The sequence below is a fragment of the Streptomyces sp. NPDC093544 genome (assembly GCF_040683495.1).
Taxonomy (GTDB): domain Bacteria; phylum Actinomycetota; class Actinomycetes; order Streptomycetales; family Streptomycetaceae; genus Streptomyces.
In genome coordinates this window covers 1-13,391 of record NZ_JBFBEA010000039.1, presented here as the reverse complement: position 1 = coordinate 13,391, position 13,391 = coordinate 1, and the positions used below count along the sequence as shown (strand labels likewise).

Genomic DNA, 13,391 nt, shown 5'->3' with positions numbered 1-13,391 from the left:
CTCCGGCAGGGTCAACTGCCGTGCGACGTGGCCGAAGTGCCGCTGGAGCACCAGGACCTGTCGGGCTCTCCCCGCCGGCTCCACGGCCGGTATCGGCCGGACAGGTCCTAGTCCCGCGCCGCCCCCGGATGCAGCCGCACCCACCCCGCCCACGCCGACGTGATCATGTCCTGGACGTCGTACTTCGCCTTCCAGTCCAGTTCCACGGCGATGCGGTCGGCCGAGGCCACCACGCGGGCCGGGTCGCCGGGGCGGCGGGGAGTGGTCACCGGAGGGCGGTCGTAGCCGGTGACCGCGTTGACGAGGTCGATCATCTCGCGGACCGAAACGCCTTCCCCGCGGCCGATGTTGAGGGTCAGGTCCGTCCCGGGGGACGCTTGCAGGGCGCGGGCCGTCGCCACATGCGCCTCGGCCAGGTCCACCACGTGGATGTAGTCGCGGACGCAGGTCCCGTCGGGGGTGGGGTAGTCGTCGCCGAAGACGCGCGGCGGCGCGTCCTCGGTGAGCTTCTCGAAGATCATGGGGACGAGGTTGAAGACGCCGACGTCCGCGAGTTCGGGCGTCGCGGCGCCCGCCACGTTGAAGTAGCGGAGGGACGCGGTGGACAGGCCGGTGGCGCGGCCCGTCGCGCGGACCAGCCACTCGCCCGCCAGTTTCGTCTCGCCGTACGGGCTCATCGGCGCACACGGAGTCTCCTCCGTCACCAGATCGACGTCGGGCATGCCGTACACCGCCGCCGAGGAGGAGAAGACGAAGGAGGCGACGGACGCGGCGGTCACCGCCTCCAGCAGCACCCGCATACCCTCGACGTTCTCCCGGTAGTAGTGCAGGGGGAGGTCCACCGACTCGCCGACCTGCTTCTTCGCCGCCAGATGTACGACGCCGGTGACGGAGTTCTCCTCGATCGTGCGGGCCAGCAGTTCGGCATCCAGCGTCGAGCCGACCACCAGCGGGACACCGGAGGGCACCCGCTCCTCGATGCCGGTGGACAAGTCGTCGTAGACCACGGCCTGTTCGCCCGCGTCGAGCATCGCGCGGACGACATGCGCCCCGATGTAGCCGGCGCCGCCGGTGATCAGCCAGGTCATGTGCGGCCGTCCCCTCGTGAGTGAGCCCGGTGAGTCCGGTGAGTCCGGTGGGCCCGTGAACCCGTGCTCCCGCCCGTGTCCCGCGGTCGCGTATCAGTGAATCAGGCGCCTTCAGCGCCTGACTCTCGAGACGGCGGGAACGGGGAGCGGGTTCCGGTAGGACACGTCCGACGTGGTCCCAAGGACCACAGTCGAGCCCGACCGCCACAGCCGCGTGAAGGACAGCGCCGCGGCAGACGCCAGCAGACCGTTGCGTACGAGCATCAGCAGGCAGCCCGTCCACGTGCTGTTGATGACCTCCACGTACATGACGGGGTACACGACGGAGCTGACCGCCGTCGCCGCCACGATCAGTGCCGCCACCGGGCGCTGGGTGGTGTGCCGTGAGGTCAGGCACACGGCGGACAGGCCGAGCAGCCACACCATGTACTGGGGGCTGATCACCCGGCTCGTCACGGTGAAGAGCAGTACGGCGGCGAGGGCTGCGTCGTACGGAGTCGCCGCCGTCCAGTGCCGCGCGCGCACCCGCCACAGCAGCAGGAGCCCGAAGGAGGCGACGGTGAGGGCGAGGAAGGCGGCCGCGACGGAGGAGACGTAGGGGCCCACGAACTCCATCGCGCCGTACTGGTAGCGCGTTCTGCCCGGCCACCCGGCGTGGCGCGCGAAGCCGAGGACCGTGCCGCCGAGCGACTCGATCTGCACGCCACGGCCACCCTGCTGGCGCAGGAAGCCGAAGGGGTTGCTGAACGCGGCGACCAGCACCAGGAGCATGGCCGCCGCCGTGACCACCGCCGATGTCCAGGCCTGCCGTGTAGTACGGCCTTTCGGTGTGCCGATGAGCGCCAGTGCGGGCCAGACCTTCACCAGCGCCCCCAGCGCGGCGAACGCGCCGCACGCGCGCGTGGAGCGCGACAACGTCAACAGAGAGATGACGGCGAGTGCCGTGACCTGGACGTCGTAGCGAACGAGTGGCAGGTGCAGGAGGAGAGGGAGCGCCGCGATCCACAGCGCCGCGCCGGCCAAAGTGCGGCCGGGGCGGGTGCCCGCGCGCGTGAGCGCGATCGTGATCACGGCGTCCGAGGCGAGCGTGAACGCCACGAAGGCCGTGAAGTACGTCAGGGCCGGCAGCAGTGCCGGCGCGAGCAGCACGGGGCCGGCGCCCGGCGGGTACTGCCACAGCCGGTCGTCCGCCGGAAAGGCGCCGTGGGACAGCACGCCGTACCAGCGGAAGTACAGGCTGCTGACCTCGCGTGAGACCCCGCCTCGGCCGAGCAGACGGAGGTGGTCGTGGGCGAGCAGCCACAGCATCAGGGCGCGGGTGGCGAGCCAGGCGGCGCCGAGGAGGAGCGGGCCGCGGTGTTTCGTCAAGGTGATCGTCAAGGTGCTCATCACGGCCGGATGGTAAGCCGCATGGATGGGTCAAAAGGGTTGATACGCCGCCAATACCGCTCAAAGGTTGTTTAATCGCACAAGATCTTGCTCATGGTGAGCTCGTTGGCGAGGCGGTCGGGGATCGGACGCACCGAGGTCGTGGCGGTGCTCGTGCCCGTGACCGTCATGCTCGCGATCGGGCTCTGGGGCCTCGACCGCGGCGGCATGTGGCGCGACGAGGCCGTCACGTTCCAGGTCGCGCGGCGCTCGGTCCCGCAGATCTGGCAGCTGCTGCACAGCGTGGACGCGGTGCACGGCCTGTATTACCTCCTCATGCACGTCGTCCTCGTCCCGCACCCCGGCGAGGTCGCCCTCCGGCTCCCCTCGGTCTGCGGGGCCGCGGCGACCGCGGGCCTCGTCGCCGCCCTCGGCGTCCAGCTCGGCCGCCCGCGGGTCGGCCTGTGGGCGGGCCTGTTGTACGCCGTCACGCCCATGGCCGGGCACTTCGCGCAGGAGGGACGGTCCTACGCGCTGGTCGCGGCCGGTGTCGCGGCGGCGACGCTGCTGCTGGTGCGGGCTGTGCGGACGGGAACCTGGTGGGCGTACGGCGTCACGGTCGCCGTCACGTGCCTGCTGCACGAGTTCGCGGTGCTGGTGCTGCTCGCGCACGCGGTGACCCTGGCGCTCGCGCGGGTGCCCCGGCGGGTGTGGCGCGGGTGGGGGCTGGCGGCCGGCGCCGCGGTGCTGGTGCTGCTGCCGCTCGCCCTGGTCTCCGAGGGGCAGTCCGCGCAGGTCGCGTGGCTGTCGGTGCCCGGGCTCGACAGTGTGGACCATCTGCTGCGGGCGTTCGCGGGGCCGGCCCAGCTGGTTCTTGTGCCGTACCTGGTCCTCATCGTGCTGGCCCTGCGTTTCCCGCTCCCGCGGAAGGGTGAGCGGCGAGGGGCGCGGAAGGGCGAGCGGCGGGGCGAGCTGACGCTCCGGGCGGTCGCCCTGCCCCTGATGGTCGTCCCGCCCGCCGTACTGATGACCGTGTCCCGTTTCTGGCCGCTGTACGACGAGCGCTATGTGCTGTACGCCCTCGCCGGGGCCCCGCTGCTGGCCGCGGCCGGAGCCGAACGCCTGGTGCAGATGGCGCCGAGGCTGGCCGTCAGCACCCTCACCGGCGTCCTCGCCATCGCCCTCGTCTTCGTCTGGCAGCTCCCCGTCCTTAGACAGGACCGCACTCCCGACCGCCGCCCCGACAACCTCGCCGCCGTCTCCGCCGTCGCCGGGCGGGAACTGCGGCCCGGTGACCCGGTGCTGTTCCTGCCGTCGATCGTGCGGCGCTCGGCGCTGGCGTATCCGAACGGCTTCCGCGGGGTGCGGGACATCGCGCTCAGGGAGCCCGGGCCGGTGTCCGGGACCCTGTACGGGCAGGAGACGGACCCGGGTGAACTGCGGCGACGGCTCGACCGCCTCGACCGGGTGTGGGTGGTCGCGGAGCCGTTCGCGCTACGGCCTGCCTGGTATCCGGGGAGCGCGACCGAGCGGGTCAAACTCACCGTGGTCGGGGAGCAGTTCGTACCGCGGCAGGAGGTCGCACGCAAGGGCGTGACCCTGCGGCTGTACGTGCGCCGGCCACCGTATCCGTTCATGAACTGGGCAGCCGACCAAGCCGACTAAAGAGCGTTGCCGCCCGCGGTCTCCTCCAGTGCCGCCGCGTCCAGGGCCGCCGTCAGGTGGTCGAGGCGGGTCCGGAGCTCTTGGATCTCCTCCAGGCTCGCGCCCGTCGCGGCGGCGATCCGGCGCGGCACGACCAGCGCGCGCTCGCGCAGGGCGACGCCCTCGTCGGTGAGGTGGACGTGCACGGAACGCTCGTCGCGGGCGCTGCGCTCACGGCGCAGGAGACCGGCCGTCTCCAGCCGCTTCAGCAGCGGCGACAGCGTCCCGGAGTCGAGCCGCAGGTGCTCGCCGACCTTCTTCACGGGCAGCTCGCCCCGCTCCCACAGCACCAGCATCACCAGGTACTGCGGATAGGTGAGCCCGAGGTCCTTGAGGAGTACGCGGTAGACGGCGCCGAAGGCGCGCGACGCGGCGTTCAGGGAGAAGCAGATCTGGTTGTCGAGACGCAGGAAGTCCCCGTCGGGCGGGCCCTGAGGTCTCGGGGCCGGCGGACTCGGGGTCGGCGTCGGGGTGGCGGTCATGGGTCCAGGGTAGCTGCTGCTCGCCATTCAGTTGTGCACAATTGAATTGCGTGCTCTAATTGGCGATGCGAGGCGGCCGGACCGGCCGCCCAGGCAAGGCATTCAGTACATTCAATGCATTTAAGACACCGACTTGACAGGGATGGTCCCCATGGACGCGATCTACACCGCCGTCGCCACCGCCACCCACGGCCGCGACGGCCGTGCCGTCAGCTCCGACGGCAAGCTCGACCTCCAGCTGGGCATTCCGGCGGAGATGGGCGGCAACGGCCAGGGCACCAACCCCGAGCAGCTCTTCGCCGCCGGCTACGCCGCCTGTTTCGCCAGCGCGCTGGCCGTCGTAGGCCGCACCGCGAAGGTCGACGTCTCCGAGGCCGCCGTGACCGGTGAGGTCGGCATCGGCAAGCAGGGCGAGGGCTTCGCCCTGAAGGTCACGCTCCGCATCGAGCTGCCCGAGACCGTGGACGAGGCCACCGGCCGCAAGCTGGTCGAGCAGGCCCACCAGGTCTGCCCCTACTCCAACGCGACCCGCGGCAACATCCCGGTCGAGCTCGTCATCGAGTAGCACGCGCGCTCCCGTCCACCCGCGCCAGCACCTCGCCCGTCTCCCGGCTCCACGCCACCACCACCGCCTCCTCGGGCATCCGTTGCCGGGGCGTCAGCAGCAGCCAGCGCACGTGGTAGCGCTGGGCCACGGCGGTGCGTTCGGCGCGGGTCGAGGACGGGGCGAGGTAGGTGCGGACCGCCGCGAGCCGCCGCTGCCGTTCCCCCTCGTCGAGGGCGGGGTCGGGCAGGGCGGGCGCGGCGAGGTCCACCCCGTGGCCCGCGATCAGCCGGACCGCGTAGTACCCGTCCGCGATGACGGCCTCTCCGGGCCGGATGTACCGCGCCGCCCAGGCGTACGTCGGCCAGCGCGGCGGCTGTTCGAAGCCGACCGGGTCGAGCGAGCGCGGTACGACGGCCCCGGCCTGCACGGTCAGAAAGCCGACGCAGGCCCCCGCGGCCGCAACCGCCCCGAGCCCGCGCCGCCAGACCGGCCACGGCCGCGCCGCCGCCAGCTCCACCGCGAGCGCGAACTGCGGCGCAACCAGCGTCAGCCCCAGGATCCCGCCGAAGGCGTAGTGCCCGCTGACCCAGCCGTACGCCACGGCCGCGCAGTCCAGCGCGAACATCAGCACGAGCGGATCCCGTGCGGACCTCCGGGCCCGCAGCCACAGCGCGGGCACCCCGGCCGGCGCCAGCCAGAAGTGGCCCGGCATGCCCTCGTACAGCCGCTCATGAGTCGCGTCCAGGCCGCGGGCCCCGATCTCTGAGAAGGCATCGAAGTACGGCCAGGAGTACGCGACCAGCAGTGCCGTCACCCCTGCCAGTGCCCACCGGCCCAGGACGGCGGCCTGCCACCTGCGCTGCCATCCCGCGACGACGGCCACCGCGCCGAGCACCGCCCCGAGGGCCGTGACCGGGTGCACGAGCAGGATCAGCCCGTACAGGGCGCCGACTCCCGCGTAGCCGGAGAAGCTCCGCAGTCCGCTCGGGCCGACGTACCGGACCGGACCGCCGCCCCCGCTGCCCCCTCGCGCGCGCGTGCCCGTCAACGCCCAGGCCCAGAAGGTCAGTCCGATGGCGAACGTGGACGGATCGCCGAGGTTCCCCGTCATCGGCAGCAGCCCCAGAGAGCCGCTCCACCAAGCGCTCTCGGTGCCCCACAGGAGGGTCATCGCGAAGAGCGCGAGCACGGGCGCCCAGGGCCGGCGCGGTGCCAGGACGCGGACGAAGCGGGCGAGGCCGGTCAGCAGGACCAGCAGGTTCAGCGGTCCTGCCAGTCGTACGACCGCCCAGCCGCCCAGGTCCGTCAGCCGGGCGAGGATTCCCTGCGCGACGGCGTAGGGCGAGTAGTACGGGCTGCCCGCGCCGGGCAGGTCCGCCGTCGGGTGGAGGGGGTGAAGGAGACTCGCCCTGAGCCGTTCGACGACCGCCGCGTGCTGGCCGGCGTCGCAGCACAGCGGGACGCGCCAGTACGCGAGCGACATCACCAGCCAGAACAGACCGCCGAAGACCTGGTACGGGGTCGGGCGCCAGGGAGCGCCCCCGCGCAGGGCGGTGGCGCCCCGCACGGCCCGCCGCAGAAGGACGTCGGCGCTCACCGGGTGGCGGGGCGGGGCTGGGCGACGGCTTGGGGCATTTGTCGTCTATTCCCGGCGACGTCGACCACCTAGCGGGCCGTCACCTCATTGGGTGCGCTCGGCGACTCCATCAGTGGGCGCCGAGGTGGGGATTCCGGGGATTCATCGCCCCGGTCGCCCGGCCGGCCTCCAGGTGACGGGGCGATTGGGCGTGGGCCTGCTGGAGGACATGGGCGATCCGGTTCAGAGGTTCTCGGTGACGGGGACGTGCACGGGGCCGGCGGGCCGCGGCACGGTGGCGAGGGGTGCGGCGGGGCGGGCGGCGGCGGCCGACGGGACGGGATGCCGGTCCGCCGCCGGCACGACCGGCGTCTCGCCTTCCCCCAGCACGACCCGGCGTACGACTCGCTCGGCGGCGCGCCCGTCGTCGTACGGGCAGAAGCGCTCACGGAACGCGGCCCGGAGCTGTGTGGAGCGCGAGCCGCGCCAGTGCCCCGTCGCGAAGATGTCGATCAGCTCGTCCTCGCTGCGGGCCACCGCGCCCGGCGGGAAGGTGCGCAGGTCGAAGTAGGTGCCACGGGCCGCCTCGTACGCCTCCCAGTCGTCGGCGTGCACGACGATCGGGCGGTCGAGGCCCGCGTAGTCGAACATCAGGGACGAGTAGTCCGTGACCAGCGCGTCCGAGGCGAGACACAGGGACTCGATGCTCGGGTGGTCGGAGACGTCGATGAGGCGGCCGCCCGAAGCATGGGTGAGCGGGGCGTCGTAGGAGTGGTGGGCGCGGGTCAACACCACGAAGCGCGGGCCGAGTTGGCGCAAGACGCGCTCCAGGTCGAGGGTGCGGCGCTGGGAGCGGCGGTAGTCGCGGTACGTCGGCGCGTACAGGACGGCGACCGTGCCCTCGGGGATGCCGAGCGACTCGCGCATGCGGGTCACGTCCGCCGAAGTCGCCTGCTGGAACACGTCGTTGCGCGGAAGGCCGTACTCAAGGGTCGTGTACGAGGCCGGGAACACGCGCTCCCAGACGAGGGTGGAGTGGCGGTTGGCGGACAGGCAGTAGTCCCACTTGTCGGCGCCCCGCAGCAGCTCGGCAAAGTCGGTGTCGCGGGCTGCCGCCGGGCGGTCCTGGAGGTCGAGGCCCATGTACTTGAGTGGGGTGCCGTGCTGCGTCTGGATCATGATCTGGCCGGGGCGCTTGACCAGCCTGTCGTCGAAGTCGACGTTGTTCACGAGGTACTTGGAGCGTGCAAGGGCCGTCCAGTAGGCGGCCGAACCTGGGCGGATCCTGCGCGTCGCGGCCGGGATCGTGTGGTGGTGCTCGGGGCGCGCGATCCACGTGGTGCGGATGTGCGGCGCCAAGGCGCGGAACGCGGACTCCAGGGCGCCCGGGTTGCAGCCGTGGCCGCGGCCCCGGTGACTGGAGAAGACGGCGCGGTCGGCGCGCAGGGGGAGGCGCCGCTGGACGCGGTAGTGGAGTCGGAGGGCGCTGCTGTGTGTCGCGCGGAGCGCCTTTGAACCGACCTTCAGGAAGCGCCTGTTGAGGCTCGACGCCAGTGACAGGAGCCGGTACGTGCGGTGCGTGCCGAAGCGGACCAGAATGTGCCGCAGGCGGGCGCCGACGCGGACCTGGGCGCCCGGTGTGCGGTAACGGCGGTAGTGGGCGCGGGACTTGCGCAGGAAGTCGGCGCGGGAGCCGCGGGGTAGCCGGTCGCGCCTGACGAACACCGCGGAGAGGTGGTCGACCATGCGACGGAACAGGACCGGGCGCCAGTGGGCCAGCTCCGGGTGCGAGTCGAGGTACGCGAAGACTCGGTCGTACTGCTCGAAGATGTCGAAGTGCCTGACGCCGCTCGTGCCGAGGGTGCCGCTAGTGCCGTTCGTGCCGGGGATGTTGCCCTGGCGGCGCCTGCGGTGGTGGACGCAGACCCGGTCCAGGGTGGCGATCGTCTCCGCGGACATCAGTACCGGATAGGTCCAGGGCGTGTCCTCGAAGCTGCCGGGCGGGAAGGTGAAGCCCTCGCGCTCGACGAACTCCCGGCGGTACGCCTTGTTCCACACGACCGGCAGAGCCGTGAGCAGGCCCGGCCGGTCGTCCAGTCGGAAGGGGGCCGGGCCCACCTCCGTCAACTGGTGCGCGAGCTGGTTGCGGACGGCCGCGCCCGACCAGTCCGTGCGTGCGTGGTCGTAGACCAGGACGTCCGGTTCTGAGGCCTCCTTCAGACGGTCGGCGACGGTGCGCAGTGCGTCCGGAGTGAGGGTGTCGTCGCCGTCCAGGAAGATCAGGTAGTCGCCTCTCGCGTGCTTCAGGCCCGCGTTGCGAGCGCGGCCCGGGCCCACGTTCTCCGGCAGACGGACGGGGCGTACGCGGGCGTCACGGGCCGCGAACTCGTCGATGAGCGCCCCGCAGGCGTCGGGCGAGCAGTCGTCCACCGCGATCAGTTCGAGGTCCGGGTAGGACTGGCCGAGGACGGATTCAAGGCATTCGCTCAAGTACGCCTGAACCTTGTACGCGGGGACGATGACACTGAACCTGGGCAAGGCACATCCATGGGTCGGCGTGGCATTACGCCCGGGAACGGCCGAAGGGGTGACCTGGTTACGCCGGTTGCGGCATCCGGGGGAACGCCGGATGCCGCAACTCGGTGAATCTGCCGCTACTTGACCTGCTTGACCTACTTCACCGCGCCCGCCATCACCCCCGACACGAACTGCCGCTGGAACGCGAAGAACACGGCGAGCGGGATCACCATCGAGATGAAGGCGCCCGGCGCCAGGACCTCGATGTTGCTGCCGAACTGCCGTACCTGCTGCTGTAGGGCGACCGTCAGCGGCTGCGAGTTCGAGTCCGAGAACACCAGGGCGACCAGCATGTCGTTCCACACCCACAGGAACTGGAAGATCCCGAGGGACGCGATCGCGGGCGCGCCCAGCGGAAGGACGACGGTCAGGAACAGCCGGGCCTCTCCCGCGCCGTCCAGGCGTGCCGCCTCCAGGAGTTCACGTGGGATCTCCGCGAAGAAGTTGCGCAGCAGGAAGATCGCGAAGGGGAGTCCGAAGCCCACATGGAAGAGGACGACACCGATGATGTCGCCGAAGATCCCGATCTTTCCGAAGAGGTCGGAGAGTGGGATCAGCGCCACCTGTACGGGTACGACGAGCAGCGCCACCACCGCCATGAACCACCAGTCGCGGCCCTTGAAGTCCATCCATGCGAAGGCGTATCCGGCCATCGCGCCGATGATGACGACCAGCAGGGTCGCCGGGACCGTGATGTAGATGGTGTTGAAGAGGGCGCTGGTGACGTCGCCGTTCTCCAGGAGCGACCGGTAGCTCTTGGTGGTCAGCTGGGCGGGTGCCGAGAAGACCTTCCACCAGCCCGAAGCGGCGATGTCGGTCGGGTCGCGGAACGACGAGACCAGCAGGCCGAAGGCGGGCACCAGCCAGAACAGCGCGACCAGGAACAGGAAGACGCGCAGTGCTCCGCCGGCCGCCCCGCTAGCCACCCGGGCGGCGAGGGAGCGCTTGGCGCGTACGGACGTGTCGAGTGCGGTCATCGCTGGCGCTCCTTCCCGAGACGGCGGAGATTGACGTACATCATCGGCAGGACGAGCAGCAGCAGGATGACGCCGATCGCGCTGCCCACGCCGTAGTTGCCGCCGCCGCCGAAGGAGGACTGGAACAGCTGCAGGGCGAGCACGTTGGCGTCGTCCTGGCTGGGCTGCGGCGCGATGATGTAGATCAGGTCGAAGATCTTCATCACGTTGATCATCAGCGTGACCAGGACGACGATCAGGACCGGTGCGAGAAGGGGAACGGTGACCCTTCTGAACACCTGCCACTCGTTCGCGCCGTCGACTCTCGCCGCTTCGAGGAGATTGCGGTCGACACCCGCGAGCCCCGCGGCGATCAGCACCATCGCGAAGCCCGCCCACATCCAGACGTACGACAGGATGATGGACGGTGTCACGAGCGTTGGGCCGAGCCAGTCGATGCCGTTGTACGGAGCGGCGAAATTCGAGCCTGGGAGCCGGAGTTGGGCTCCGTCCGCCTCCTGGGGAAGGGTGAAGGTGCCGTCGGCGCCCGTGGTCGCGGAGGCGACTGTGCTGCCGTCCTTCACCGCCTCGACCTTGACGCCCTTCAGGGCCTTCTCGCCCGGGTCGATCTTGCCCTTCTCGCCGCCACCGCCGAGCTTGAAGTCCAGCCAGACCGTGCCGGTGATTTCGTCGTTGGCCGCCGGCGTCCTGGCGTCCTCGGGGGTTCCGGGGAGCTTGTTCGGTGCGATGCCGACGAGCGGGAGCAGGGCCGGAGAGCCTGCCTGGACCGTCCCGGTACTGGTGAAGGAACCGCCGCCTGACGCCTTCAGGTCGCTCACCTGGGCGTTCGGTCTCGCCTTCGGGTAGACCGAGGAGTCGACGAAGGCGTCATGCACCGACGTGACGATCGCGTTGGCGACACCCTGGTCCGGGTCCTGCTCGTACACCAGCCGGAAGATGATGCCCGCGGCGAGCATCGAGATCGCCATCGGCATGAAGACGATCAACTTGAACGCCGTACCCCAGCGCACCCGTTCGGTCAGCACGGCGAAGATCAGGCCGAGGACCGTGACCACCGCCGGGGCCACGGCGACCCAGATCGCGGTGTTCCGCACCGCGGTGAGCGTCGAGTCGGTGGTGAAGATGTCGATGTAGTTGTCCAGGCCGACGAAGCCCGAACCGTCGGCGTCGTAGAGACTCCGCCAGACCGAGTACCCGATCGGGTACACCACGAGCGCGCCGAGCAGGAGCAGTGCGGGCAGCAGAAACAGCACCGCCACCAACAGCCTGGTCCCGGTCACGCTCTTGCGCGTTTTCCCGACGGGGGGCACCGGCAGTTCGCCGGTACCGCCCGCCCTCACTGTCGAAGACGACATCCCGTGTGCCGTCAGCTGCTCTTGTACGCCTTGGCGGCGTCGGCCTCTAGCTGTTTCTGGGCGCCCGCGACGTCGGACGGGTCCTTCAGGAAGTCCTGCAGGTCCTTCCACTCGCCGATGCCCTGCGTGCCGCCGAAGGCCGCCGGGGCCTGGTCCGACATGTCGAAGCGGAAGTCGTCGCCCGCGGCGAGCAGCGCCTTGGCGATGTCCCGGGTGACATCGTCCTTGTAAGTGCCCTGGTCCATCGCCTTGTTGGGGGAGAGGAAGCCGCCCTGGGCCGCCCAGATCTCGGCCGCTTCCGTCGAGGCGAGGAAGGTCAGCAGCGCCTGGGCACCCGCGCCGCCCTTCAACGCCACGGCGACGTCGCCGCCGCTGACCACGGGGGCCTTGTCGCCGACCGCCGGGAACGGGAAGACCTTGGCGTCCGTGCCGACCTTCGCCTTGGTGTCCGCGTTGATGTTCGCCGTCACGAAGTCGCCCTCGAAGACCATCCCCGCCGGGGTGTCACCGGAGAACGTCTGCGTCACCGACTTCGGGAACTCCGTCTGCAGCGCGCCCGAGCGGCCGCCCGCGATCAGGTCGTCCTTGCCCCACAGTTCGGCGAGCGTGGTGAGCGCGTCCTTGACGGACGGGTCCGTCCACTTGATCTCGTGCGTGGCCAGCTGGTCGTACTTCTCCGGGCCCGCCTGGGAGAGGTACACGTTCTCGAACCAGTCCGTGAGCGTCCAGCCGTCGGCTCCGCCGATGGAGACCGCGGGGGAACCGGCGTCGGACAGCGTCTGCGCGGTGGCGATGAAATCCTTCCAGGTGGTGGGGGTTTCGGTGATGCCCGCGGCGTCGAAGGCCGCGGTGTTGTACCAGACGAGGGACTTGTTGGCGGCCTTCACGTAGATGCCGTACTGCTTGCCCTCGTACGCGCCCAGTTCCTTCCAGCCCGCTGAGAAGTTCTTGTCGAGCTGGGCCTGGGCGTCGGTGCCGATGTCCTTCAGCCAGCCCTTCTCCGCGAACTGGTGCAGGACGCCGACCTGGGGGAGGAACGCCACGTCCGGCGGCTTGCCGCCCTCGATCTTGGTACCGAGGAAGGTGGAGGTGTTGTTGCCGGTCGGCACGAAGTTGACTGTGGCGCCGGTGCGCTTCTCGAACTCGTCGAGGACCTTGGTGAAGTTGGCCTGCTCCGGGCCGGTCCAGACGGCTGCGACTTCGAGGGTCTGCCCGTTCAGTTTGGGGAGTTGGACGGAGGCGGAGCTTTCCGTGCCGTTGCTTTCGGTGCCGCCCGTGTCGCCGCTGTCGCTGTCGCCGCCGCATGCGGTGAGTGCGAGGGCGAGTACGGCTGCGGTTACTGCGGCTGTGGCGGTTTGTGCGGCTCGGGGTGACCTGTGCGTGTTGGGCGACCTACGTGTACGAAGAGTGCTGCGCATCTTTGCCCCGTTCATCGTTCCTCGTCGAACGTCCGGCGCTGTCCCGTTCGGTCTGGTCTACGCCCGTGTCTGCGAGGGCGGCAAGAGCGCCGACGCTGTCAAGTGAGCGATCGTGACCGCGTCGTAACGTGTTCTGGCGGGGCGCCTTATGCCGGGTGAGCGTGGGTGCTGTCCGGTGGGTGGGTCGGGGGCGTGCCGGTACGTCCCGCCCGTCGCCGCCGGATCAGACGTCGGGCAGGAAGTGACGGGTCCGGTGACGCGGACGTACGCGACGGGCATCTGGACGTGCCAGCAGATCC

10 protein-coding genes are annotated in these 13,391 nt (G+C 70.5%); 2 read left to right on the top strand and 8 right to left on the bottom strand.

The genetic code is table 11. From position 1 onward, the window contains the following. Positions 1-107: 107 nt before the first annotated feature. Together galE and AB0N66_RS38390 are read right to left on the bottom strand one after the other, a co-directional pair. Positions 108-1,088, bottom strand: coding sequence for a UDP-glucose 4-epimerase GalE (gene galE, locus AB0N66_RS38395; protein WP_365444140.1), 981 nt, complete (start codon positions 1,086-1,088; stop codon positions 108-110). A 111-nt stretch (positions 1,089-1,199) separates the two neighbouring features. Then, the gene (locus tag AB0N66_RS38390) at positions 1,200-2,477 is read right to left on the bottom strand and encodes a glycosyltransferase 87 family protein (protein ID WP_365444220.1); all 1,278 of its coding nucleotides are present in this window, start codon (positions 2,475-2,477) and stop codon (positions 1,200-1,202) included. A 93-nt stretch (positions 2,478-2,570) separates the two neighbouring features. Here AB0N66_RS38390 and AB0N66_RS38385 point away from each other — a divergent pair, with 93 nt between their 5' ends. After that, positions 2,571-4,121: a glycosyltransferase family 39 protein gene (locus tag AB0N66_RS38385; protein ID WP_365444137.1), complete on the top strand. Its 1,551-nt coding sequence runs from the start codon at positions 2,571-2,573 to the stop codon at positions 4,119-4,121. Here the strand turns inward: AB0N66_RS38385 and AB0N66_RS38380 are convergent. After that, positions 4,118-4,642, bottom strand: a complete 525-nt coding sequence (locus AB0N66_RS38380; RefSeq protein WP_365444134.1) for a MarR family transcriptional regulator — start codon at positions 4,640-4,642, stop codon at positions 4,118-4,120. The genes AB0N66_RS38385 and AB0N66_RS38380 overlap by 4 nt on opposite strands. Before the next feature lie 151 nt (positions 4,643-4,793). On the opposite strand from AB0N66_RS38380, the gene AB0N66_RS38375 reads away from it, so the two are divergent. Then, positions 4,794-5,207, top strand: a complete 414-nt coding sequence (locus AB0N66_RS38375) for an organic hydroperoxide resistance protein (protein ID WP_365444131.1) — start codon at positions 4,794-4,796, stop codon at positions 5,205-5,207. Here AB0N66_RS38375 and AB0N66_RS38370 read toward each other — a convergent pair. From AB0N66_RS38370 to AB0N66_RS38350, 5 genes are all read right to left on the bottom strand, one after another. After that, positions 5,197-6,786, bottom strand: coding sequence for a hypothetical protein (locus tag AB0N66_RS38370; RefSeq protein WP_365444128.1), 1,590 nt, complete (start codon positions 6,784-6,786; stop codon positions 5,197-5,199). The two genes, AB0N66_RS38375 and AB0N66_RS38370, sit on opposite strands and share 11 nt — an antisense overlap. Before the next feature lie 222 nt (positions 6,787-7,008). Continuing rightward, entirely contained in the window at positions 7,009-9,303 is a 2,295-nt protein-coding gene (locus tag AB0N66_RS38365) for a bifunctional glycosyltransferase family 2 protein/CDP-glycerol:glycerophosphate glycerophosphotransferase (protein WP_365444125.1), read from the bottom strand. Positions 9,304-9,437: 134 nt separating this feature from the next. Further along, positions 9,438-10,319, bottom strand: a complete 882-nt coding sequence (locus tag AB0N66_RS38360) for a carbohydrate ABC transporter permease (RefSeq protein ID WP_365444122.1) — start codon at positions 10,317-10,319, stop codon at positions 9,438-9,440. Continuing rightward, the gene (locus tag AB0N66_RS38355; protein WP_365444119.1) at positions 10,316-11,674 is read right to left on the bottom strand and encodes a sugar ABC transporter permease; all 1,359 of its coding nucleotides are present in this window, start codon (positions 11,672-11,674) and stop codon (positions 10,316-10,318) included. The genes AB0N66_RS38360 and AB0N66_RS38355 overlap by 4 nt, the downstream gene beginning before the upstream one ends. An 11-nt stretch (positions 11,675-11,685) precedes the next feature. After that, positions 11,686-13,092, bottom strand: a complete 1,407-nt coding sequence (locus AB0N66_RS38350) for an ABC transporter substrate-binding protein (RefSeq protein WP_365444116.1) — start codon at positions 13,090-13,092, stop codon at positions 11,686-11,688. Positions 13,093-13,391 lie beyond the last annotated feature (299 nt).